The organism is Kribbella sp. NPDC056345 (genome assembly GCF_042262745.1).
Taxonomy (GTDB): Bacteria; Actinomycetota; Actinomycetes; order Propionibacteriales; family Kribbellaceae; genus Kribbella.
In genome coordinates, this window is the sequence record NZ_JBHJQQ010000004.1 from 232,135 (window position 1) to 255,723 (window position 23,589).

General features: G+C 67.6%; 23 protein-coding genes. 18 read left to right on the forward strand and 5 right to left on the reverse strand.

Annotation, left to right across the window (positions count from 1 at the left end; translation table 11 throughout):
• Window positions 1-9: 9 nt before the first annotated feature.
• The 3 genes from ACFCV3_RS15870 to ACFCV3_RS15880 form a co-directional block, all read right to left on the reverse strand.
• Window positions 10-807 (reverse strand): ABC transporter permease, encoded by a 798-nt coding sequence (locus ACFCV3_RS15870; RefSeq protein WP_376030722.1) that lies wholly within the window; start codon window positions 805-807, stop codon window positions 10-12.
• Window positions 804-1,790, reverse strand: coding sequence for an ATP-binding cassette domain-containing protein (locus ACFCV3_RS15875; protein WP_376030723.1), 987 nt, complete (start codon window positions 1,788-1,790; stop codon window positions 804-806). The genes ACFCV3_RS15870 and ACFCV3_RS15875 overlap by 4 nt, the downstream gene beginning before the upstream one ends.
• A gap of 171 nt (window positions 1,791-1,961) precedes the next feature.
• Entirely contained in the window at window positions 1,962-2,582 is a 621-nt protein-coding gene (locus ACFCV3_RS15880) for a PadR family transcriptional regulator (RefSeq protein WP_376030725.1), read from the reverse strand.
• Window positions 2,583-2,633: 51 nt separating this feature from the next.
• Here ACFCV3_RS15880 and ACFCV3_RS15885 point away from each other — a divergent pair, with 51 nt between their 5' ends.
• The 3 genes from ACFCV3_RS15885 to ACFCV3_RS15895 are packed head-to-tail and all read left to right on the forward strand — an operon-like array spanning window position 2,634 to window position 5,051.
• Window positions 2,634-3,491, forward strand: coding sequence for a GNAT family N-acetyltransferase (locus ACFCV3_RS15885; protein WP_376030727.1), 858 nt, complete (start codon window positions 2,634-2,636; stop codon window positions 3,489-3,491).
• Window positions 3,488-4,327 carry a GNAT family N-acetyltransferase gene (locus ACFCV3_RS15890; protein WP_376030729.1) on the forward strand — a complete coding sequence of 280 codons (840 nt, stop codon included), beginning with the start codon at window positions 3,488-3,490 and terminating at the stop codon, window positions 4,325-4,327. The genes ACFCV3_RS15885 and ACFCV3_RS15890 overlap by 4 nt, the downstream gene beginning before the upstream one ends.
• Window positions 4,314-5,051, forward strand: coding sequence for a GNAT family N-acetyltransferase (locus tag ACFCV3_RS15895; RefSeq protein WP_376030731.1), 738 nt, complete (start codon window positions 4,314-4,316; stop codon window positions 5,049-5,051). Before ACFCV3_RS15890 ends, ACFCV3_RS15895 begins: the two co-directional genes overlap by 14 nt.
• Window positions 5,052-5,314: 263 nt before the next feature.
• On the opposite strand, the gene ACFCV3_RS15900 is transcribed toward ACFCV3_RS15895, so the two are convergent.
• On the reverse strand, window positions 5,315-5,932 hold the full coding sequence (locus ACFCV3_RS15900; RefSeq protein ID WP_376030732.1) for an MBL fold metallo-hydrolase: 618 nt from the start codon (window positions 5,930-5,932) through the stop codon (window positions 5,315-5,317).
• A gap of 66 nt (window positions 5,933-5,998) precedes the next feature.
• Complete coding sequence (locus ACFCV3_RS15905) at window positions 5,999-7,270, reverse strand: isochorismate synthase MenF (RefSeq protein ID WP_376030734.1); 1,272 nt, start codon at window positions 7,268-7,270, stop codon at window positions 5,999-6,001.
• Window positions 7,271-7,400: 130 nt separating this feature from the next.
• On the opposite strand from ACFCV3_RS15905, the gene ACFCV3_RS15910 reads away from it, so the two are divergent.
• From ACFCV3_RS15910 to ACFCV3_RS15980, 15 genes are all read left to right on the forward strand, one after another.
• Window positions 7,401-8,099 carry a demethylmenaquinone methyltransferase gene (locus tag ACFCV3_RS15910; RefSeq protein WP_376030736.1) on the forward strand — a complete coding sequence of 233 codons (699 nt, stop codon included), beginning with the start codon at window positions 7,401-7,403 and terminating at the stop codon, window positions 8,097-8,099.
• A 152-nt stretch (window positions 8,100-8,251) separates the two neighbouring features.
• Window positions 8,252-9,565, forward strand: coding sequence for a geranylgeranyl reductase family protein (locus tag ACFCV3_RS15915; protein ID WP_376030738.1), 1,314 nt, complete (start codon window positions 8,252-8,254; stop codon window positions 9,563-9,565).
• A 106-nt stretch (window positions 9,566-9,671) separates the two neighbouring features.
• Window positions 9,672-10,031: an NADH-quinone oxidoreductase subunit A gene (locus ACFCV3_RS15920; protein WP_132411643.1), complete on the forward strand. Its 360-nt coding sequence runs from the start codon at window positions 9,672-9,674 to the stop codon at window positions 10,029-10,031.
• A 1-nt stretch (window position 10,032) separates the two neighbouring features.
• Entirely contained in the window at window positions 10,033-10,587 is a 555-nt protein-coding gene (locus ACFCV3_RS15925) for an NADH-quinone oxidoreductase subunit B family protein (protein ID WP_132411645.1), read from the forward strand.
• Window positions 10,584-11,291 carry an NADH-quinone oxidoreductase subunit C gene (locus tag ACFCV3_RS15930; protein ID WP_376030741.1) on the forward strand — a complete coding sequence of 236 codons (708 nt, stop codon included), beginning with the start codon at window positions 10,584-10,586 and terminating at the stop codon, window positions 11,289-11,291. Before ACFCV3_RS15925 ends, ACFCV3_RS15930 begins: the two co-directional genes overlap by 4 nt.
• A complete protein-coding gene (locus ACFCV3_RS15935; protein WP_376030743.1) occupies window positions 11,291-12,634 on the forward strand; it encodes an NADH-quinone oxidoreductase subunit D in 1,344 nt (447 codons plus the stop codon). Before ACFCV3_RS15930 ends, ACFCV3_RS15935 begins: the two co-directional genes overlap by 1 nt.
• Entirely contained in the window at window positions 12,635-13,462 is an 828-nt protein-coding gene (gene nuoE / locus ACFCV3_RS15940; protein WP_376030745.1) for an NADH-quinone oxidoreductase subunit NuoE, read from the forward strand.
• A gap of 2 nt (window positions 13,463-13,464) precedes the next feature.
• Window positions 13,465-14,766 (forward strand): NADH-quinone oxidoreductase subunit NuoF, encoded by a 1,302-nt coding sequence (gene nuoF, locus ACFCV3_RS15945; protein ID WP_376030747.1) that lies wholly within the window; start codon window positions 13,465-13,467, stop codon window positions 14,764-14,766.
• Window positions 14,763-17,153, forward strand: a complete 2,391-nt coding sequence (locus ACFCV3_RS15950) for an NADH-quinone oxidoreductase subunit G (protein ID WP_376030749.1) — start codon at window positions 14,763-14,765, stop codon at window positions 17,151-17,153. The genes nuoF and ACFCV3_RS15950 overlap by 4 nt, the downstream gene beginning before the upstream one ends.
• On the forward strand, window positions 17,150-18,484 hold the full coding sequence (nuoH, locus tag ACFCV3_RS15955) for an NADH-quinone oxidoreductase subunit NuoH (RefSeq protein WP_376030751.1): 1,335 nt from the start codon (window positions 17,150-17,152) through the stop codon (window positions 18,482-18,484). Before ACFCV3_RS15950 ends, nuoH begins: the two co-directional genes overlap by 4 nt.
• Window positions 18,477-19,031, forward strand: coding sequence for an NADH-quinone oxidoreductase subunit NuoI (gene nuoI / locus ACFCV3_RS15960; RefSeq protein ID WP_376030753.1), 555 nt, complete (start codon window positions 18,477-18,479; stop codon window positions 19,029-19,031). Before nuoH ends, nuoI begins: the two co-directional genes overlap by 8 nt.
• Window positions 19,028-19,873 (forward strand): NADH-quinone oxidoreductase subunit J, encoded by an 846-nt coding sequence (locus ACFCV3_RS15965; protein WP_376030755.1) that lies wholly within the window; start codon window positions 19,028-19,030, stop codon window positions 19,871-19,873. The genes nuoI and ACFCV3_RS15965 overlap by 4 nt, the downstream gene beginning before the upstream one ends.
• On the forward strand, window positions 19,870-20,169 hold the full coding sequence (gene nuoK / locus ACFCV3_RS15970) for an NADH-quinone oxidoreductase subunit NuoK (protein WP_132411663.1): 300 nt from the start codon (window positions 19,870-19,872) through the stop codon (window positions 20,167-20,169). Before ACFCV3_RS15965 ends, nuoK begins: the two co-directional genes overlap by 4 nt.
• A 12-nt stretch (window positions 20,170-20,181) precedes the next feature.
• Window positions 20,182-22,053, forward strand: a complete 1,872-nt coding sequence (nuoL, locus tag ACFCV3_RS15975; protein WP_376030757.1) for an NADH-quinone oxidoreductase subunit L — start codon at window positions 20,182-20,184, stop codon at window positions 22,051-22,053.
• Window positions 22,050-23,573: an NADH-quinone oxidoreductase subunit M gene (locus tag ACFCV3_RS15980; RefSeq protein WP_376030759.1), complete on the forward strand. Its 1,524-nt coding sequence runs from the start codon at window positions 22,050-22,052 to the stop codon at window positions 23,571-23,573. Before nuoL ends, ACFCV3_RS15980 begins: the two co-directional genes overlap by 4 nt.
• Window positions 23,574-23,589 lie beyond the last annotated feature (16 nt).

Consider the following 23,589-nt stretch of genomic DNA (forward strand, 5'->3'; position numbering starts at 1 on the left):
CCGATGAACTTAAGCCGATTCTTTCCTGAAGGTCCGGGCACCGACTGCCAGCCCGACGACAGTCAGCAGCACAACCCAGAACAGACCCCAGAGCGCCGCACTGCTGGCAACCTCACCCCGGAACATCGCCCGGACTCCGTTGACCACGTGCTTGAGCGGACTGATGTCGGACAGCCGCTGCAACCAGGTGGGACCGATCTGCATCGGCAGCAGGATGCCGGACAGCAGCAGCAACGGCATCGCGATCCCATTGAGCAGCGGGGCCAGTGCGTCCTCGCTCTTGGTGATGAGTGCCACCGAGTAGGACAGTGACGCGAAAGTCGCGCCGAGCAGCGCCACAATCACCAGTGACAGCAGCACGCCCTTCCATGGTGCACGCAGCCCGAGTGGCAGCGCGGCCACGAGCAGCAGCACCGACTGCGCGACCAGTACGACGACATCGCGCAGTACACGGCCTGCCATCAGAGCGATCCGGGATGCCGGGGTCACTCGGTCGGCCTCGATCACACCGGCCCGGTACTCCGCGATCAGCCCGAAGCCGACGAACATCGCCCCGAACATGCCGAGCTGGACGATCAGACCGGGGATGAACACCTGGTACGCGTTCGTGGTCGCGCCCTCGCTGATCTGCGCGGTGATCGGCTTCAGCAGTGGGCCGAACAGGAACAGGTACATCAGCGGCTGGCTGAGCATCAGGATCGACCACATCGGGTTGCGCAGCGACAGCCGCATCGCCCGGTTGAAGACGATCCAGGTCTCCCGCAGTACGTTGCTGCCGCGGGTGGAAGCCATGACATCGGCGCTCATGCCGCGACCTCCTTGTCAGCAGGCGTTGCGGTGTCCTCGTCGCGCAGCGAGCGGCCGGTCATGGTCAGGAACACGTCGTCCAGCGTGGGGCGATGCACCTCGACCCCCTCCAGCTCGATGCCCTGGGCGTCGATGGATCGCAGCAGACCGGGCAGCACCGAGCCACCGCGCGGGATCCGGAAGCTCACCGCCTGTCCAGCGGTCTCGATCGCCACAGCGCCGTCCAGTTCCGCAACGATCTTGGAAACCGCTGGTGCCTGCCCAGCGTCGGCGAGTGCCAGCCGGACACCGTCACCGGAGACCTGCTGCTTCAGCTCCTCCGGGCTACCGGCGCCGACGATCTTGCCGTGGTCGATGACCAGGATCCGGTCGCAGAGCGCGTCCGCCTCGTCCAGGTAGTGCGTGGTGATGAAGATCGTCGCGCCCCGGTCCCGCAGCCCGCGGATGTGCTCCCACAGGTTCGCCCGCGCCTGCGGATCGAGGCCGGTCGTCGGCTCGTCCAGGAAGATCAGCTTGGGGTCGTGGATCAGCCCCATCACGATGTCGAGCCGCCGCCGCTGCCCACCGGACAGCGTCTTGCACTGCCGGCGCCACAGCCCCGGCAGATCCAGCTCCTCGAACAGCCGCTGACCGCGGGCAGCCGCCTCGGCCTTCGGTACGCCGTACAGCCGGGCGTGGTCGACGACCTCGTCACCGGCGATCGCCTCGGGCAGTGTGGACCCGCTCTGCGGGACGTAGCCGATCCGGCGGCGGACGCCGACCGGGTCCTTCGCCAGGTCGCACCCGGCCACTGTCGCGGTGCCGCTGGTCGGCTGGATCAGAGTCGCCAGCATCCGCATCGTCGTCGTCTTACCGGCCCCGTTGGGCCCGAGGAAACCCACGATCTCGCCATCGGCGACCGCCAGGTCCACCCCCTGTACCGCCTGCACCGGCCCCCGCCGGGTCTTGAACGTGCGGACAAGTCCGCGAGCTTCGATCATCATGTAGACAGTCTGCTCAATCAATATTGAATAGTCAACATTGAATAACCGCCCCAGTAGCACCATCTCCCACCCCGCATTTCGCTGGCTGGCCAGTCATGTTGGGGGTTAAGCACCCTGAATCACGGTGCTTAACCCCTGATTTGAGTGCCTAGCCAGGCAAATGGGGGTCGGTCAGCTGCTGGGGCGGTCGCGCCATTCGGCGATCAGGGCGGGGTCGGGATTCCAGTCCGGGGGCTCGCCGGCGAAGGAGTAGGCGCCACTCGCGATGCGGGCGCGGAACTCGCGGGTCCAGTCGAGCTCCCCGCCGTCGCGGGCCGCGGCGATCCGGAGCATCTCGACGACCTGGTTCGGCGTGCCGGGAGCCGCCTCGACCTGCCGCTCCATGAACGGCGCCGCCTTCAGCCGCGCCTCCATCTGAGCGATCCGCGACTCCAGCGCAGTCAGTACCTCGTCGCGCTCGAGGGTCCACAGGAAGCTCAGCGCCGCCTGCATCCGGTCCGGGTGGAAGCCGTCCACGGTCCACAGGTGATGCCGCAGCAGCGAGAAGAACTCGGTCTCCCCATCCGCCGTCAGCTTGTACGACGTCCGCCCGGGCCGGTGCCCTGGACCTTCCTCGAGCTCGGCCAGGTACCCGTGCTTGGCCAGCGTCCGCAGCCCGGTGTAGATCGAGCCCGGATTGATGTTGGCCCAGTCCTGCACATTCCAGGTGAGCAGCTCGCGGCGCAACTGGTACCCGTAAGCCGGCTGGAAGATCCGGACGATCCCGAGCAGCAGCAACCGCGTGGTGGACATGTCCGCAGTGTAATTCCCGGTGGTACTGGGGGAGGCGTAGTCTCGACGACCATGCGCGTCCAGGTGACCAGCGACCCGGCTGACTTCTCGCAACTCGTCTTCCCTTTCCTGCAACAGGATCCGGTACTGAACACGGTCATCCTCAGCAACGTGCACGAACGGGCCATCGGGATCCGGCCGGTCGACGACATCCCGCCGTACTTCGTCTCGGTCCATGACGAGGAGGTGGTCGGGGTCGCGATGCGGACGTCCGGGCGCGGCGTCTACCTCGGATCGCTGCGCGCGGACCTCGTGGACCTGGTGACCGATCAGTACCTGGAGCTGTACGACGGCGTGGTCTCCGAGGGCCTGTACGACGAAGTGGTGCCGGGCGGGGTTGCCGGGGACGCGGCGGCCGCGCAGCGGTTTGCGGAGCGCTGGTGCGAGCGGCGCGGTGGTCAGGTGCAGGAGGCGATGCGCACGCGGCTGCACAAGCTGATCACCCCCGCGCAACTGACCGCCGAGGCCGGAGTCGCCCGGCTGATGCAGTCCGAGGACATCGACCTGGTCGCGGCCTGGGGCCGGGACGGCTTCCCGGAGCTGGGCGACGACACCCGGGACTGGGCCGAGCACAAACTGGCCGAGAACACGATGTGGATCTGGGAGGTCGACGGTGAGGCGGTGAGCATGGTCGGCTACCACCGGCCGATCTTCGGGGTCTGCCGGGTCGGCCCGGTCTACACGCCGCCGGAGCACCGCCGGCACGGTTACGCGGGTGCGTTGACCAGTCACGTCACCGCGGAGATCCTTGCTGACGGCAACCAAGCCTGCCTTTACACGGACCTGGCGAATCCGACCTCGAACAAGATCTACCACCAGGCCGGCTACCGCCCGCTCGCCGACTTCGTCGTACTGGAATTCACTCCGTGATCGCGCGGGCGACGTACGACGCGGCCGCCTTCCAGGAGCTGGTGTTCCCTTACCTGCAACGCGATCCAGTACTCAACACCACGCTTCTGACTGCTGTCTCGGACAGCGTTCACGGGATCCTGAACGATCCGGAGCCGACGGTCTTCGTCTCCGTGCACGACGACGCGGACGAGGTGATCGGCGCGGTCATGTGGCGGCCGTTGCGCGGGATCCAGCTGGCCGGGCTGCCGGCCGACCTCGTGCCGCCGGTGCTCGACGTACTGGCCGAAGCTGTGCCGGATGCTCAGAGTGTGCACGGATCGGAGAAGTCGGCGCGGCTCTTCGCCGAGCAGTTCGGCGCGCGCACCGGCCGGTCCTTCGCTGTCGTCGATCGCTCCCGGCTGCATGTCCTCGGCGAGTTCGTTGCTCAGCAGGCCGACGGTACGGCGAGGCTCGCCACTGAGGGCGATCTGGATGTGCTGGCGCCGATGTTCGCTGCCTATCGACTCGAGGTCGGTCATCCCGGTGAAGGCGCTGAGGCCGTCCGGACGTGGCTGCTGCAGCGCGTCGAGCGGGGGCGGCTCTGGGTGTGGGAGGACGGCGGACGGGTCGTCACGATGGTGGGCCACCAGAACCCGGTCTTCGGGGTCGTCCGGGTCGGTCCGGTCTACACGCCACCCGAACACCGCGGTCGCGGCTACGCGAGCGCGCTGACCGCCCACGTCACCCGGCACCTTCGCGATGCCGGTGATCAGGTCTGCCTGAACACCGATCTGGCCAACCCGACCTCCAACAAGATCTACGCGGCCATCGGGTACCGCCCGGTCCAGGACTTCGTCGCCTATGCGTTCTCCTGAACACCTTGCCCTGCTGGAGGAACTCGACCAAGGCGGCACCCTGGTCGAGGTCCCCGGCGGGTTCGCAGTCGCGCGCGAACCGCGCGGGATCCGGCTGGGCGACGTACCGGATCAACCTGACGCGCTGGTCGCGGAGCTCCTCAAGGTTGCCCCGCACTCCACCGGCATCGAAGGGGAAGGCGAGCCCGCCGCCCGCTTCGCCGAGGCCTGGTCGGTTGCCACAGGCAAGCAATTCCACGAGGTCGGCGGCGTCCGCCTCTACCGCCTCACCGAACTGCACCCACCTTCAGCAGCAGGCACACCCCGCCTGGCCGAGACTTCCGACGTACCGGTCTGTGCCGACTGGCTGGCCGAGATGAGTCGCACCGAAGATGAACGCCGAGGCTGGGTCCCCGGTGACCGAGCCGCCGACCTGACAGCCGCCGTACAAGCGTTGATCGCAGCGAACCGCCTCTGGCTCCTCGAAGCCGACGGTCACCCCGTAACCCTCGGCGCCCACCGCCTGCCACTGCACGGCGTCGTTCGCCTAGGCCCGATCTACACCCCGGCCGCCCACCGCCGCCACGGCTACGGCACCGCCATGACCGCCCACCTGGCCCGGTTGTTCCACGGACGAGCCGAGGTCTGCCTACGCACAGATCTCGGCAACCCGGACTCCCACCGCGTCTACCAACGCCTCGGCTTCACCCCAGTCACCGACCTCCGCCGCTTCACCCACCCCTGATCCACCCCAGCCCACCCCGCGCGCAACACGAACGGATATCCGTCCGTGTTGCCCCTTCTCCGGTCGTATACGGGGGGAGAAGGGGCAACGTCAGGGGTTATCCGTTCCAATTGCCGGCGTGGTCCGCGGCACCACCCCAGTCGCCGCGAGCTGGCTGGGCGGACGGCCACGCCATCACAAATGGGCGTGCGCGCTGGAGCCACGCGTGGGCGGTGGCGATTCGGGTGATTGTGATGGCCTGGGGGTCCGCGAGGCGGGGGTGGTCAGGCGATGGTGAGCGACTCGCCGGGGGCGAGCTTCTGGTACGGGCGGTCGTCGGAGTTGAGGAAGCGCGGCATCATGCCGAGGCCGATCTCCGACAGGAGGCCGTCGTGGATGCCTACCAGTTGCTCGGCCTTCACTGCGCGGGCGTAGTCGATGGCGGGTGGCAGTGCGAACCATGGGCCGGAGATGGGGACCAGGTTGGTGTGGACGGCGCGGTCGGGCTGGGTGAAGGAGTCGCCGGGGTGGTAGACGGCGTCGTCGATCAGGAAGCCGACGTTCTCGCAGGGCACGCCCCACTCGGGCAGGATCACGGCGTGGTCCTTGCCGTAGGCGCTGACCGCGAAGCCGGCCGCGTCGAAGGACTGACCACCTTCGACCACCTGCACACGGTCTCCGAGCTCAGTGAGCTGCGCGGCGACTCCGGCGTTGGTGTAGACGGGCACGTTCAGAGCCTTCACGCGCTCGATGTCCAGGTGATCCTGGTGCTCGTGCGTGACCAGTACGGCGTCGGCCCGCTCGAACGCGGCGTCCTCGCTGAACGAGCCCGGGTCGACGAGCAGCGTCTTCCCATCTTTCTCGAGCCGAACACACGCATGCGCAAACTTCGTCAGCTTCATCACCACACCAGCCTAGTGAGAATGCCGCGCAATTCCAGGCCCGCGCGGCCACCCGCCTACCGCCGATCAGTCGCCGAGGGCGTCTCGCATGGGGACTAGTTTGGCGTTGGTTTCGGCTAGTTCGGCGATCGGGTCGGAGCCGGCGACGATGCCGGCGCCGGCGAAGAGGCGCATGCGGCGGGCGTCGGTGGGGTCGGCTTGGCCGCAGCGGAGGGCGATGCACCACTCGCCGTCGCCGGCCGCGTCCATCCAGCCGACCGGTCCGCTGAAGCGGCCGCGCTGCATGCCTTCGATCTCGCCGATCAGGTCGCGTGCCACCGGGGTCGGCGTACCGCAGACTGCTGCCGACGGGTGCAACGCCGCGGCGAGGCCGAGGGCGGAGGCGCCGTTGTTGGCGACGCCGGCGACGTCGGTGGCGAGATGCATCACGTTCGGCAGGTGCAGGACGAACGGAGTCTCCGGCACGTTCATCGACTTGCAGTGCGGCTTCAGAGCATCGGCCACCGACCGTACGGCGAACTCGTGCTCCTCGAGGTCCTTCGACGACCGGGCCAGCGACGCGGCCAAGGCGAGGTCGTGCGCGTCGTCCCCGGTACGGCGGATGGTCCCGGCCAGCACGCGGGACGTGATCAGGCCCTTCTCCCGGCGTACCAGCAGCTCGGGTGTCGCGCCGATCAGGCCGTCGACCGAGAAGGTCCAGCAGTTCGGGTAGGCCGTGGCCAGCCGGCGCAGTGGCCAGCGCAGGTCGATCGGCTGCTCGGCGATCGCGATCAGGTCGCGGGCCAGCACCACCTTGTCCAGCTCGCCGGAGGTGATCCGCTTGATGGCGTCGGCCACGATGCTCGACCAGTCCGTCCCCGACCGCGCTCCGTCGGCGAACGTGACGTCGTACACCGGAGAGGCTTCGTGCGTGACCAGATCGGGAGGTCCGGCGAGTGAGCTCGCCGGTGAGATCGTCGTCACCCAGGTGGTACCGCCACGGCGCCCGACGATCACCTCGGGAACCACCAGCTCACCCGGGTCCTCGTCGGTGAAACCAAAGGAGCCGAAGCAGACCAGTCCGGACCCTGGTACGCCGATCTCGTCCCGGACGACGGCCGCGCCGACCAGCTCCTGCCACCAGAGCACGGCGTCGGTGAAGCGGTTGCCACCGGCAACGTCGAGCCGCGCGGCGACTCCCCAGCCGATGTGACCGTCACCACGTCGCACCCAGCTCAGCCCGCCCTCGGCCGGCAAGTGATCGATCAGTTGCGCAGCCACCCCTGTCACCGGCTGGCTGCGAACCACCAGATGCGGTGCCGCCACACGACCGGATCGGACCGGTTCAGACAGACTCACGCAACCACTCCTCGCTAGCGCTCAGGCCCCGGATCACGACGGCCACTAATGCACCCACGAGAGGCAAGCGTACGACCGTCCGATGTCCAGTGAATTTCAGCGCCTGTCGCAGCCGTGATGAACTAGACAGGTGACCCGCGCCGACTTGAGCAAAGATCCGCATGCTGTGGCCGCCATGTTCGACAACGTGGCGGAGGGGTACGACCGCACGAACGCGGTGGCCACGATGGGGCTGGAGAAGCTGGTCTGGCGGCCGGCGACGCTGGCCGAGATCGCGCCGCGGAAGGGGATGAAGATCCTCGATCTGGCGGCCGGGACCGGCGCGTCGAGTATCAAGTTGCGCGAGGCCGGGGCCGAGGTGGTGTCCTGCGACTTCTCGGTCGGGATGCTCCGGGTCGGCAAGCGGAACCACCCCGAGCTGGACCTGATCGCGGGGGACGCGCTGCGGCTGCCGTTCGCCGACGACTCGTTCGACGTGGTGACGATCTCGTGGGCGCTGCGGAACGTGAACGATGTCACTGCCGCCCTCCAGGAGATGCTCCGGGTGACCCGGCCGGGCGGCCGGCTCGTCATCCTCGAGCAGTCGCACCCGACCTGGAAGCCGTTCCGGGTGGTCTACCTCGAGTACATGATGCGCGCCGTACCGGTGGTCGCGAAGGTGGTCTCGAGCAACCCGGAGGCCTACGGGTATCTGGCCGAGTCGACCCGTGCGTGGCTGCCGCAGGAGCCGCTGGCCCGGACGATCGAGGCGGCCGGCTGGACCCGGGTGCACTGGGCCAATCTGACCGGTGGTCTGGTCGCCATCCACCGGGCCGTGAAGCCGGCTTAATTACGCAAGGAAAACTGTGCGTAATTTGCTTGTCTGCAAGGGGGTTGGGGCGAGTTTCGTGTCCGCGTCAGGCAGTCCTAGACTGTCGGATGACCAGGCTTAGTGAATCCCTTCACGAGCCGTAGAGCCCCCAACTTTCAGGTCGGGATGAGATGAGCCAGAGCGTGTCGGCAGGGCCCCAGTCCGAGACCGCCGATGTGATCGTGGTCGGTGCGGGACCCGCTGGTTCGTCGGCGGCGTATCACCTGGCCAACGCGGGCCTCGACGTCCTGTTGCTGGAGAAGACCGCGTTCCCGCGGGAGAAGGTCTGCGGTGACGGGCTGACCCCGCGCGGGACCAAGCAGCTCATCAACATGGGCATCGACATCTCCGAAGAGGCCGGCTGGATCCGCAACTACGGGCTCCGGATCCAGGGCGCCGGACATGTCCTCCAGCTCGACTGGCCGGATCTGGCCAGCCACCCGAACTACGGCCTGACCCGGAACCGGATGGACTTCGACGACCTGCTCGCGCGGCAGGCGGTCAAGGCCGGCGCGCAGTTGCGCGAGCGGACCAACGTGACCGGCCCGATCCTGGACGACAAGGGGCACATCGTCGGCGTCACCGCGAAGCCGGTCGACGACAACGGCCGTCGCGACGGGGCCGACATCGAGTTCCGGGCGCCACTGGTGATGGCGGCCGATGGCAACTCGTCGCGGCTGAGTATCGGGATGGGCCTGCACAAGCGGGACGACCGGCCGATGGGCGTCGCCGTACGGACGTACTTCACCAGCCCGCGGCACGACGACGACTACCTGGAGTCCTGGCTCGAGCTGTGGGCCGACGACCCCAAGCAGCCGAGCCAGAAGCTGCTGCTGCCCGGCTACGGCTGGATCTTCGGCATGGGCGACGGCACCGTGAACGTCGGCCTCGGCATCCTGAACACCTCCGATGCCTTCGGCAAGGTCGACTACGCCGACCTGCTGAAGGCGTGGCTGAAGAACACGCCGGAGGAGTGGCAGTTCCGCGACGAGTTCCAGACCATCCCGATCCGTGGGGCCGCGCTGCCGATGGGCTTCAACCGGCAGCCGCACTACACCCGCGGCCTGATGCTGCTCGGCGACGCCGGCGGCATGGTCAACCCGTTCAACGGCGAGGGCATCCCGTACGCGATGGAGTCCGGGATGTTCGCCGCCGAGGTCGCCGCCCAGGCCCTGCACCGGCAGCCGAACCAGCGCGAGCGCGCGCTGTCGGCGTACCCGAAGGCGCTGAAGCAGGAGTGGGGCGGCTACTACTCGCTCGGCCGGGTCTTCGTGAAGCTGATCGGAAATCCGGAGGTGATGCGGCTCTGCACGAAGTACGGTCTGCCGCGCACCACCTTGATGAAGTTCACCCTGAAGTTGCTGGCCAACCTCACCGATCCGCGCGACGGCGACGTGATGGACAAGATCATCAACGGGCTCACGAAGGTCGCCCCGGCCGCCTGAACGGCGGGGCGAGTGAGCTGAGTCACTCCGGTACTGATAACACAGTGCTGGCTGAAACGAACCAAACAAACACCGACCACCGGCTGTAAGGAAGGAGCCCAGAGCGATGCACCCCTACGTCCCGATCCTCGCTCTCGGTGTACTCGCGGCGCTCTTCGTGCTGGGCAGCATCACCGTGAGCGCGCTGGTCGGCCCGAAGCGTTACAACCGGGCCAAGCTCGACTCGTACGAGTGCGGGATCGAGCCGACCCCGCAGCCGGTCGGCGGTGGCCGCTTCCCGGTGAAGTACTACATCACCGCGATGCTCTTCATCGTGTTCGACATCGAGATCGTCTTCCTCTACCCGTGGGCGGTGGCCTTCGACCAGATGGCGCTGTTCGGGCTGATCGAGATGGTCATCTTCATCGTCACCGTCTTCATCGCGTACTCCTATGTGTGGCGTCGCGGTGGACTGGAGTGGGACTGACATGGGTCTAGAAGAACAGCTTCCGGCCGGCGTACTGCTCGGCACCGTCGAGGGCCTGCTCGGCTATATGCGCAAGGCGTCGTTGTGGCCGGCAACCTTCGGGCTGGCCTGCTGCGCGATCGAGATGATGACGACCGGAGCCCCGCGGTACGACGCGGCCCGGTTCGGCATGGAGGTCTTCCGGGCGTCGCCGCGGCAGGCCGACCTGATGATCGTGGCCGGCCGGGTGAGTCAGAAGATGGCCCCGGTCCTGCGCCAGATCTACGACCAGATGGCGAACCCGAAGTGGGTGCTCGCGATGGGCGTCTGCGCCTCGTCGGGTGGCATGTTCAACAACTACGCCGTCGTCCAGGGCGTGGACCACATCGTCCCGGTCGACATGTACCTGCCCGGCTGCCCGCCGCGGCCGGAGATGCTGCTGGACGCGTTCCTGAAGATCCACGACCAGATCCAGCACAGCAAGCTCGGCGCGCACAAGAAGGTGCTGCAGGCCGAGCAGGAGGCCACCGCACTGACGGCCGCCCCGACGCTCGAGATGAAGGGTCTGCTCCGATGAGTGAGCACCAGCCGGAGAACCTTCCGGCGACGTCTGACGCTGGTGACGCACAGACGCCGGGTGCGGAGGTGATCGACCAGCGCGAGGGCATGTTCGGTGTCCGCGGCACCGGTGACACCTCCGGCTTCGGTGGCCTGCGCCGCCAGGTCGCACTCCCCGGCGGTACGCCGAAGCCGTACGGCGCCTGGTTCGACGGAGCCGTCGACCGCCTCGTGGGTCTGGTCGGCGATGACGCGATCGAGAAGGTCGTCGTCGACCGCAACGAGCTGACCCTGCACGTGGCCCGCGAGCAGCTGGTCGCGGTCTGCCAGCAGCTGCGGGACGACGAGGCACTGCGCTTCGAGTTCTGCTCCGGTGTCAGCGGCGTGCACTATCCGAACGAGACCGGCCGCGAGCTGCACGCGGTCTACCACCTGTTCTCGATCACCCACAACCGGCGGATCCGGCTCGAGGTGTCCTGCCCGGACAGCGACCCGCACATCCCGTCGGTGGTCTCGGTCTACCCGGCCAACGACTGGCACGAGCGCGAGACCTGGGACTTCTTCGGCATCGTCTTCGACGGGCACCCGGCACTGACCCGGATCCAGATGCCCGACGACTGGCCGGGGCACCCGCAGCGCAAGGACTACCCGCTCGGCGGCATCGACGTCGAGTACAAGGGCGCCGTCATCCCGCCGCCCGACACGCGGAGGTCGTACAACTGATGACCGAAACACACGCAGACCCCTACGCGACCACCCGGGACACCACCGAGGGCAAGGTCTTCACCGTCACCGGTCAGGACTGGGACTCGGTCGTGGCCGGCCTCGGCGAGGAGCCCGAAGAGCGGGTCGTGGTCAACATGGGGCCGCAGCACCCGTCGACGCACGGCGTGCTCCGGCTGATTCTCGAGCTCGACGGTGAGACGGTGACCGAGGCCCGCTGCGGCATCGGCTACCTGCACACTGGCATCGAGAAGAACATGGAGTTCCGCTCCTGGACCCAGGGCGTCACCTTCGTGACCCGGATGGACTACCTCTCGCCGTTCTACAACGAGACGGCGTACTGCCTGGCGGTCGAGAAACTGCTCGGGATCGAGGACCAGATCCCCGAGAAGGCCAACGTGATGCGGGTGCTCCTGATGGAGCTCAACCGGATCAGCAGCCACCTGGTCTGTATCGCCACCGGCGGGATGGAGATCGGCGCGCTGACCGTGATGACGATCGGGTTCCGCGAGCGCGAGATGACGCTGGACCTGTTCGAGCTGATCACCGGCCTGCGGATGAATCACGCGTTCATCCGGCCCGGCGGTGTCGCCCAGGACCTGCCCCCGGGCGCGCTGGACAAGATCCGCGAGTACATCACCTGGATGAACAAGCACCTCCCGGAGTACGCCGAACTCTGCAACGCCAACCCGATCTTCAAGGCGCGGCTGCAGAACGTCGGCTACCTGGACCTGGCCGGCTGTATGGCGCTGGGCATCTCCGGACCGACGGTGCGTTCCACCGGCTACGCGCTCGACCTGCGCAAGACCCAGCCGTACTGCGGCTACGAGACCTACGACTTCGACGTACCGACCTGGGACAGCTCGGACTCGTACGGCCGCTTCCGGGTCCGGCTGCAGGAGATGTGGGAGTCGCTGAAGATCATCGAGCAGTGCGCCGACCGGCTGGAGAAGATGGACGGCGACCCGGTGATGGTGGCCGACAAGAAGATCGGCTGGCCGAGCCAGCTGGCGGTCGGCAGCGACGGGATGGGTAACTCCCTCGACCACATCAAGCACATCATGGGCGAGTCGATGGAAGCCCTGATCCATCACTTCAAGCTCGTCACCGAGGGGTTCCGGGTGCCGGCCGGTCAGGCCTACGTGGCGATCGAGTCGCCGCGCGGCGAGATGGGCTGTCACGTCGTCTCCGACGGCGGCACCAAGCCGTACCGGGTGCACTTCCGGGACCCGTCCTTCGCAAACCTGCAGGCGATGCCGATCATGTGTGAGGGCTCACAGGTGGCCGACGTGATCGTCGCCGTTGCCAGCCTTGACCCGGTAATGGGTGGAGTGGACCGATAGATGGCGAACGATCACGCGACCGCGACCAATGTCCCGGTCCCTTACAGCACCGGTGACTCGAAGATCACCGAGACCACGATCGCGGAGATGCGCGAGCTGGCCGCCCGGTACCCGGTCGGCCGGTCCGCGCTGCTGCCGATGCTGCACCTGGTGCAGTCGGTCGAGGGCCGGGTCACCCCGGAGGGCATCGAGGCCTGTGCCGACGTGCTCGGGCTGACCGGTGCCGAGGTCTCCGCGGTGGCGACCTTCTACACGATGTACAAGCGCCGCCCGGTCGGCGAGTACCACGTCGGGGTCTGCACCAACACGCTCTGCGCGGTGATGGGCGGCGACCTGATCTTCGAGCGGCTGAAGAGTCACCTCGACGTCGGGAACGACGAGACCACCGAGGACGGCAAGATCACCCTCGAGCACATCGAGTGCAACGCCGCCTGCGACTACGCGCCGGTGATGACGGTGAACTGGGAGTTCTTCGACGACATGACGCCGGAGTCGGCCACCCAGCTGGTGGACGACCTGCGCGAGGGCACCGAGGTGAAGTCGCCGCGCGGCGCCACCATCTGCTCCTGGCGCGAGGCCGAGCGCGTGCTGGCCGGCTTCCCCGACGGCCGCGCCGACGAGGGCCCGACCGGTGGCAAGGCCTCGCTGGCCGGCCTCCGCCTGGCCCGTGAGCGCAACTGGACCGCCCCGAACGGCAGCAGCGCCGGCAACGGCCGCGCCGCCGAGACGACGGTCTCCCCGGAGGCCGCGGCCGGTCCGCGCCCGTCCGACCAGCCAGGCAAGGAATCCCAAGCCGTCGACGGCGACGATTCGCGGAAGGAGGACTGACCATGCTGACCCCGGTACTGTCCGACAACTGGGACCAGATCAACGCGTGGCAGCTCTCGTCGTACCAGCGCACCGGTGGGTACGACGCACTCCGCAGCGCACTGCGGATGCAGCCTGCCGACGTGGTCACCGCCGTCAAGGACTCCGGTCTGCGCGGTCGTGGTGGCGCGGGCTTCCCGACCGGGATGAAGTGGTCGTTCATCCCGCAGGACAACCCGAAGCCGAAGTACCTGGTGGTGAACGCCGACGAGTCCGAGCCGGGCACCTGCAAGGACATCCCGCTGATGATGGCCTCGCCGCACACGCTGGTCGAGGGCGTCATCATCTCGTCCTACGCGATCCGCGCGAGTGTCGCGTTCATCTACGTCCGCGGTGAGGTCCTGCACGTGATCCGCCGGCTGCAGCAGGCGGTCCAGGAGGCCAAGGACGCCGGCTTCATCGGCACGAACATCCTCGGTACCGGCTACGACCTGGACGTCGTTGTGCACGCCGGCGCCGGCGCCTACATCTGTGGCGAGGAGACGGCGCTGCTCGACTCGCTGGAAGGCCGGCGTGGTCAACCTCGGCTGCGTCCCCCGTTCCCGGCGGTCGCCGGTCTGTACGGATGCCCCACAGTGATCAACAACGTCGAGTCGATCGCGTCTGTTCCCGCCATCATCAAGAACGGCGCGGACTGGTTCTCCTCGATGGGCACCGAGAAGTCCAAGGGCATGACGCTGTACTCGCTGTCCGGGCACGTCACCCGCCCCGGCCAGTACGAGGCGCCGATGGGCATCACGCTGCGCCAGCTGATCGATCTGGCCGGCGGTATCCGGGACGGGCACGAGCTGAAGTTCTGGACGCCGGGTGGTTCCTCGACCCCGCTGCTGACCGCCGAGCACCTCGACGTCCCGCTGGACTACGAGGGTGTCGGTTCGGTCGGCTCGATGCTGGGCACCAAGGCGCTGCAGATCTTCGACGAGACCACCTGCGTCGTCCGCGCCGTCCTGCGCTGGACCGAGTTCTACAAGCACGAGTCCTGTGGCAAGTGCACCCCGTGCCGTGAGGGCACCTGGTGGCTGGTCCAGATCCTCGAGCGGCTGGAGCACGGCAAGGGCACCGAGGAAGACCTCGTCACCCTGCTCGACCTCTGCGAGAACATCACCGGCCGGTCGTTCTGCGCCCTGGCCGACGGTGCGACCGCGCCGATCAGCAGCTCGATCCAGCACTTCAAGGACGAGTACCTGGCGCACTTCGCCGAGGGCGGCTGCCCGTTCGACCCGATGGCAAGCACTGTCTTCGCGACTGCTGGAGCAAACGCATGACGACCGCTGAAGTGGAGCGGACCGACCTGATCACCGTCACCATCGACGACATCGAGGTCAAGGTTCCGAAGAACACCCTGCTGATCCGGGCCGCGGAGCAGATCGGGATCCAGATCCCGCGGTTCTGCGACCACCCGCTGCTCGACCCGGTCGGCGCCTGCCGCCAGTGCCTGGTCGAGATCACCGACGCCGGGAACGGCCGCGGGATGCCGAAGCCGCAGGCCTCCTGCACGATCACCGTCGCCGACGGCATGGTGGTCCGTACCCAGGTCAGCTCGCCGGTGGCGGACAAGGCCCAGCACGGTCAGATGGAATTCCTGCTGATCAACCACCCGCTGGACTGCCCGGTCTGCGACAAGGGCGGCGAGTGCCCGCTGCAGAACCAGGCGATGACGAACGGCCGCGGCGAGACCCGCTTCCACGAGATCAAGCGGACCTACCCGAAGCCGATCAACATCTCCGCCGAGGTGCTGCTGGACCGCGAGCGCTGCATCCTCTGCGCGCGCTGCACCCGCTTCTCCGAGCAGATCGCCGGTGACCCGTTCATCGCGCTGATCGAGCGGGGTGCGCTGCAGCAGGTCGGCATCTACGAGAAGGAGCCCTTCGAGAGCTACTTCTCCGGTAACACCATCCAGATCTGCCCGGTGGGTGCGCTGACCAGCGCGGCGTACCGGTTCCGGTCGCGGCCGTTCGACCTCGTCTCGGTGCCGTCGGTGGCCGAGCACGACGCGTCGGGTGCCGCGATCCGCGTCGACCACCGGCGCGGCAAGGTGATGCGCCGGCTGTCCGGTGACGACCCGCAGGTCAACGAGGAGTGGATCTCGGACAAGGACCGGTTCGCGTTCAACTACGCGAGCACCGGTGACCGGCTGACCCACCCGATGATCCGCGAGGACGGCGTACTGCGGCCGGCGTCGTGGCCGGAGGCGTTGTCCTACACCGCGGAGAAGCTGACCGCGGCCCGGGGCAACGCGGCCGTCCTGACCGGTGGCCGGCTGACCCTCGAGGACGCCTACGCGTACTCGAAGTTCGCCCGGGTCGCCCTCGGCAGCAACAACATCGACTTCCGGGCCCGCACGCACTCCGCCGAGGAGGCCGACTTCCTGGCCGCCGCGGTGGCCGGGACAGGACTCGGTACGACGTTCGCCGATCTCGAGAAGGCCGGATCCGTACTGTTCGTCGGGTTCGAGCCGGAAGAGGAAGCGCCGTCGGTGTTCCTGCGGCTGCGGAAGGCCGTCAAGGCCCACGGCACCAAGGTGTTCACGGTCGCCGCCTTCGCCTCCCGCGGAGTCGAGAAGCTGAACGGCGTCGTCGTCCCGGCCGCGCCGGGCACCGAGGCCGCCGTACTGTCCGAGCTCAGTGGCGATGCCAAGGCTGCGCTCGGTGCCGACTCGATCATCATCGTGGGCGAGCGGCTGGCCAGTGTCCCGGGTGGGTACTCGGCCGCGCTGCGGCTGGCGCTCGACACCGGTGCGCAGCTGGCCTGGATCCCGCGGCGCGCGGGTGACCGCGGTGCGCTCGAGGCCGGTTGTCTTCCGGGTCTGCTGCCCGGTGGCCGTCTGGTCGCCGACGCGCAGGCACGGGTCGACCTGCAGGCCGCATGGGGTGTCGACAGCCTTCCGGCCACTCCGGGCAAGGACCTGACCGAGATCCTCGCGTCCGCTGCATCACTGGACGCACTGGTTGTCGCGGGCGTCGAGGTCGACGACCTGCCGGACCCGGCTGCCGCACTGGCCGCACTGGCCGCGGCGCCGTTCGTGGTCAGCTTCGAGGTTCGCAACTCGCAGGTGACCGAGCACGCCGATGTCGTCTTCCCGGTGGTTCCGCCGGCGGAGAAGGACGGCACCTTCGTGAACTGGGAGGGTCGCGAGCGGCCGTTCCCGGTGGTGCTCAAGGTGCCGGCCGCGATGCCGGACGTCCGGGCCCTGGCCGCACTGGCCCAGGAGATGGACAGCACGCTCGGATTCACCACCCCGGCCGGCGCCAAGCGCGAGTACGACGAGCTCGGCCGCTGGGACGGTGACCGCTCCCAGGAGCCGACGTACCAGGCCGGTCCGGCGCTCGGCGCCTTCGACTCCACCCGCCTGGCGACCTGGCGGATGCTGATCGACGACAGCCGCGCCTGCGACGGCGAGCCGCACCTGACGGCGACCGCGCGCAAGCCGGTCGCCCGCCTCTCGGCGACCACGGCGCACCGCGTCGGCGTCGCCGACGGTGACGAGCTGGTGGTCAGCACCGACGCCGGTTCGGTCCGGCTCCCGGTCGTGATCACCCCGATGACCGACAACGTGGTGTGGCTGCCGACCAACTCGGCCGACTCGCACGTACGTCGTTCGCTGCACGCCGATCACGGATCGATCGTGACGATCGCCGGAGGAAACGCATGACGATGATCCCGCTGGCTGCCCCGCCGGATGCGGGGGTCGGCAGTGACCCGTGGTGGGTGATCGGCCTCAAGGTGCTGATCATCTTCGTGCTGCTGGTCGTGCTGACGCTGTTCAACATCTGGTGGGAACGCCGGGTGGTGGCACGGATGCAGCACCGGGTCGGACCGAACGTGCACGGACCCTTCGGTCTGCTGCAGTCGCTGGCCGACGGTGTGAAGCTGATGCTCAAGGAAGACCTGATGCCGAAGGGCGTGGACCGGTTCGTCTACGTGCTGGCTCCGGTGATCGTCGCCGTACCGGCCTTCCTGACCTTCGCGGTGATCCCGTTCGGGCCGACCGTGAAGATCCCCTTCACCGAGACCTACACCCGCCTGCAGCTGACCGACCTGCCGGTCTCGGTGCTGTACGTGATGGCGATCGCCTCGATCGGTATCTACGGCATCGTGCTCGGCGGCTGGTCGTCCAACTCGACGTACTCGCTGCTCGGTGGTCTGCGCTCCAGCGCCCAGATGATCTCCTACGAGGTCGGCATGGGCCTGGCGCTGGTGACCGTGTTCCTGTTCGCCGGCTCGATGTCCACCTCGGAGATCGTCGCGGCGCAGAGCACGCACCAGACCGTCAACCTGCTCGGCGCGGACATCCCGATCCCGGGCTGGTACGCGTTCCTGCTGTTCCCGTCGTTCGTGATCTACGTGGTCTCGATGATCGGTGAGACGAACCGGGCGCCGTTCGACCTGCCGGAGGCCGAGGGTGAGCTGGTCGCGGGCTTCCTGACCGAGTACTCCTCGATCAAGTACGCGATGTTCTTCCTGGCCGAGTACATCAACATGGCGACCGTCTCGGCGTTGGCCACCACGCTGTTCCTCGGCGGCTGGCAGGCACCGTGGCCGATCTCGCTGTGGGACGGCGCGAACTCCGGCTACTGGCCGGTGCTGTGGTTCTTCGGCAAGCTGATGGCCTTCATCTTCTTCTACATCTGGTTGCGCGGAACGCTGCCGCGACTGCGCTACGACCAGTTCATGAAGCTGGGCTGGAAGATCCTCATCCCGGTCTCGCTGGGCTGGATCCTGCTGGTCGCCACCGTGCGTGCGGTCGGCCGGGAGACCACCTTCAGCCGGACCACGCTGCTGGTCGCGGCCGCGGTCGTGGTGGTGCTGGCACTGCTCAGCATGCTGCTCCCGAGCAAGCCGAAGGACGAGCAGCCCGCCGAGGTTGCCGATGGCAAGGACTTCGACGCCTTCGCGGGCGGCTATCCGGTACCACCACCGATCGTCAGTACGCCGAGCCAGCGCGAGACCGACAGTCGTAGCAAGGAAGGCAGTCGTGGCTAGTGTCAAAGAGTCCCTCTGGGACCCGGTAGCAGGGTTCGGGGTCACTTTCCGGACGATGTTCCGCAAGGTGTTCACCGAGGAGTACCCGTTCGAGAAGAAGCCGACCGCACCGCGCTTCCACGGCCGGCACCAGCTGAACCGCTGGCCGGACGGTCTGGAGAAGTGCATCGGCTGTGAGCTGTGCGCCTGGGCCTGCCCCGCGGATGCCATCTACGTCGAGGGTGCCTCGAACGTGGACGGCGAGGACTCCGCACGGTTCTCACCCGGTGAGCGCTACGGCCGCGTCTACCAGATCAACTACCTGCGCTGCATCCTCTGTGGACTGTGCATCGAGGCGTGCCCCACCCGGGCCCTCACGATGACCAACGAGTACGAGCTGGCCGACACCAGCCGCGCCTCGCTGATCTACGAGAAGAAGGACCTGCTGGCCCCGATGCTTCCGGGTATGCAGGAGCCGCCGCACGCGATGCAGCTCGGCGCGACCGAGAAGGACTACTACCGCGGTCTGACCGGCGCGGCCACCACCGAGGGTGGTGACGCCAAATGATCACCCTGGTGACCGGACCGCAGGTCGCGTTCTGGCTGCTCGCGCCGGTGATGGTGCTGGCCGCGATCGCGATGGTGCTGGTCCGCAAGGCCGTGCACTCGGCGCTGCTGCTGGCGACGGTGATGATCTGCCTGTCCGTCCAGTACGCCGCACAGGACGCACCGTTCCTGTTCGCCGTCCAGATCATCGTCTACACCGGCGCGATCCTGATGCTGTTCCTGTTCGTGCTGATGCTGGTCGGTGTCGACGCGTCCGACTCCCTGGTGGAGACGATTCGCGGTCAGCGGCTGCTCGCCGGTCTCGCCTTCCTCGGCTTCGGCCTGCTGATCGTCTTCGCGGTCGGCAACGGGATCTACGGCAACCCGATCGGCCTGGCCGACGCGCAGCCGGACGGTAACCCCAAGGGCATCGCGCAGCTGCTGTTCGGCAAGTACGTGTTCGCCTTCGAGGTCACCTCGGCGCTGCTGATCACCGCCGCGCTCGGCGCGATGATGCTGGCGCACCGCGAGCGGCTGACCAAGAAGCGCACCCAGCGCGACCACGCCGAGGAGCGGATCCGCAAGTACGCCGAGCAGGGGATCCACCCCGGTCCGCTGCCGACTCCCGGCGTACTGGCCCGGCACAACGCCGTCGACACGCCGGCGCTGCTGCCCGACGGGTCGATCGCACCGACCTCGGTTTCGCGCGTCCTGCAGGCTCGTGGCACCGTGTTCCCCGAGGCGGAGGAGCGCGCGGACGTCGAGACCGTCCGCGAGATCACCGAGGGCGACCCCGGTGACGAGGTCCGCTCCGACGCGGAGAGCACCGACCTGAGCGGATTCGGCAAGGAGGACAAGCTGTGAGCACCGAGCCCTACATCGTGCTCGCCGCGATTCTGTTCAGTATCGGCGCCCTGGGTGTGCTGGTACGCCGGAACGCGATCGTCGTGTTCATGTGTGTCGAGCTGATGCTGAACGCGGCCAACCTGGCGTTCGTCAGCTTCGCCCGCCAGCACGGCAACCTCGACGGCCAGATCGCCGCCTTCTTCGTGATGGTGGTGGCCGCGGCCGAGGTCGTGATCGGCCTGGCGATCATCATGGCCATCTTCCGCACCCGTCGTTCGGCCTCGGTCGACGACGCCAACCTGCTCAAGTACTGAGGTCTGAAACCGATGAGTCATGAGCTGACGTGGCTGCTGGTCGCGATTCCGGCGGTGTCCGCGGCGATCCTGTTGCTGGGTGGTAAGGCCACCAACGCATGGGGTCACCTGCTCGGCACTGCGGCGTCGCTGGCCTCGTTCGTCTGCGGTGTCCTGCTGTTCGTCCAGATGCAGGGGCTGCACGGCGAGGAGCGGTCCGAGACGGTTCGCCTGTTCGAGTGGTTCACGGTCGGCAGCGTGAAGGTCGACTTCACTCTGCTGGTCGACCCGCTGTCGATCCTGTTCGTGCTGCTGATCACCGGTGTGGGTTCGCTGATCCACATCTACTCGATCGGCTACATGGAGCACGACGCCCGGCGGCGCCGGTTCTTCGCCTACCTGAACCTGTTCATCGCGGCGATGCTGCTGCTGGTGCTGGCCGCGGACTACCTGCTGGTCTTCGTCGGCTGGGAGGGCGTCGGTCTGGCGTCGTACCTGCTGATCGGGTTCTGGCAGCACAAGAACTCGGCCGCGGTCGCCGCCAAGAAGGCGTTCGTGGTGAACCGGGTCGGTGACATCGGCCTCTCGCTCGCGGTGATGAGCATGTGGGCCCTGTTCGGTTCCTCGGCCTTCACCACGGTGAACTCCGGCGCCGAGAGCATGTCGAGCACCTGGGCCACGCTGGTCGGCCTGATGCTGCTGCTGGCCGCGTGCGGTAAGTCCGCCCAGGTGCCGCTGCAGTCCTGGCTGCTGGACGCGATGGAGGGCCCGACCCCGGTGTCGGCGCTCATCCACGCGGCGACCATGGTCACCGCGGGCGTCTACCTGGTGGTCCGCTCGCACGCGATCTTCGAGCAGAGCGAGGCGGCCTCGACCGCCGTCGTCATCGTCGGAACCGTGACGGCTCTCGCCGGTGCGATCATCGGTACCGCCAAGGACGACATCAAGAAGGCGCTCGCCGGTTCGACGATGAGCCAGATCGGCTACATGATGCTGGCCGCCGGTCTCGGCCCGGCCGGCTACGTGTTCGCGATCTTCCACCTGATCACGCACGGCTTCTTCAAGGCCAACATGTTCCTCGGCGCCGGTTCCGTCATGCACGGGATGAACGACGACGTGAACATGCGCCACTACGGTGCCCTGCGGACCTCGATGAAGGTCACCTTCGCCACCTTCGCGTTCGGCTACCTGGCGATCCTCGGCATCCCGCCGTTCGCCGGCTTCTTCAGCAAGGACAAGATCATCGAGGCCGCGTTCGCGGACAACATCGTGATCGGTCTGTGTGCGCTGCTCGGTGCCGGGATCACCGCGTTCTACATGACGCGGGTGATGCTGATGACGTTCTTCGGCGAGAAGCGCTGGGACAAGGACGCGCATCCGCACGAGTCGCCCAAGGTGATGACGATCCCGCTGATCATCCTGGCGGCGCTGTCGCTGGGTGGCGGCGCGCTCTACTTCGCCGGGCACTGGATCGAGCACTGGCTCGAGCCGGTCGTCGGGAAGCACGAGGAGCACCACCTGCCGCTGCCGGCGATCGTGATGACGCTGATCACCCTCGCGGTGGTCGCCATCGGTCTCGTGATCGCCGTGCTCAAGTACCGGCGGGACATCCCGCGCGAGGCCCCGGCCGGTTCGCCGCTGACGGTCCTCGCCCGGCGTGACCTGTACGGCGACGCCCTGAACGAGGCGGTCCTGATGCGCCCGGGCCAGTACCTCACCCGGACGCTGGTCTGGCTCGACAACCGCGGCGTGGACGGCCTGGTGAACGGGCTGGCCGCACTGTTCGGTGGGATGTCCGGCCGGCTCCGCCGGTTCCAGACGGGCTTCGTCCGTTCGTACGCACTCAGCATGGTCTTCGGCGCCGCATTCGTGGTCGTCGCCCTCCTCGCGGTGAGGTTGTCGTGAAAATCGGTTGGCTGACCCTCTTACTGCTGCTGCCCTTCGTGGGCGCCCTGGTCACCATGGCGGTGCCCAAGGCGAAGGCACTGCTGTCCAAGCAGGTTGCGCTCGGCTTCTCGCTCGTCACCCTGGTGCTGACCGCGATCGTTGCGGTCGGCTACCACCAGAACGGTGGTGAGAAGTACGCCGAGTCGCACACCTGGATCAAGGCCTTCGGGGCGAACTACGCGCTCGGTCTCGACGGTGTCGGCATCGTGCTGGTGGTCCTCACCGCGCTGCTGACGCCGATCGTGCTGATCGCGTCCTGGAACGACGCGGACAAGGGCCGCTGGTCGGAGAAGTCCTTCTTCGCCTGGATCCTGGCCCTGGAGGCACTGTCGATCGGAGTCTTCTCCGCCACCGACGTGTTCCTCTTCTACGTGCTGTTCGAGGCCACGCTGATCCCGATGTACTTCCTGATCGGTGGGTTCGGCGGTCCGCAGCGCTCGTACGCCGCGGTGAAGTTCCTGCTCTACTCGCTGCTCGGTGGGCTGCTCATGCTCGCCTCGGTGGTCGGTCTCTACGTGATCTCCGCGCGCGCCGGCGACCCGTCGTACCTGCTCAGCGATCTGGTCAAGCTCGACATCAGCCAGAACACGGAGCGGTGGCTGTTCCTCGGCTTCTTCTTCGCCTTCGCGGTGAAGGCGCCGATGGTGCCGTTCCACACCTGGCTGCCGGACGCCGCCGGTGAGGCGACCCCGGGCACCTCGGTGCTGCTGGTCGGCATCCTGGACAAGATCGGCACCTTCGGGATGATCCGGTTCTGCCTGGGCCTGTTCCCGAACGCGTCCGAGTGGGCCACCCCGGTGGTGCTGGTACTCGCGCTGATCTCGGTCCTGTACGGCGCCCTGGTGGCGATCGGCCAGACCGACATCAAGCGGCTGATCGCGTACACGTCGATCTCGCACTTCGGCTTCATCGTGATGGGCATCTTCGCGCTGACGTCACAGGGCCTGACCGGGTCGACGCTCTACATGTTCAACCACGGTCTCTCCACCGCAGCGCTGTTCCTGGTGGCCGGGTACCTGATCTCCCGGCGCGGATCGGCGCGGATCGCCGACTACGGCGGGGTCGAGAAGGTCGCCCCGGTGCTGGCCGGCCTGTTCCTGTTCGCGGGGCTGTCCAGCCTGGCGCTCCCCGGTCTGTCGCCGTTCATCTCCGAGTTCATGGTGCTGGCCGGGACGTTCGCCAACCACAAGGTGATCGCGGTGATCGCGGTCCTCGGCATCGTGCTGGCAGCGCTCTACATCCTGCTGATGTACCAACGCACGATGACCGGACCGGTGCGTGACGGGATCGAGAAGCTCAAGGACCTGAACGCGCGGGAGATCCTCGCGATCGTGCCGCTGGTGGTCCTGATCATCGGCCTCGGCATCTTCCCGAAGCCGATCGTCGACATCATCAAACCCGCGGTCGAGTCGACCATGCAGCGTGTCGGAGTCACCGACAAGGCGCCGGAGATCCCCGTGACGGAGGGACAGAAGTGATCGGCCTGATCCTGCC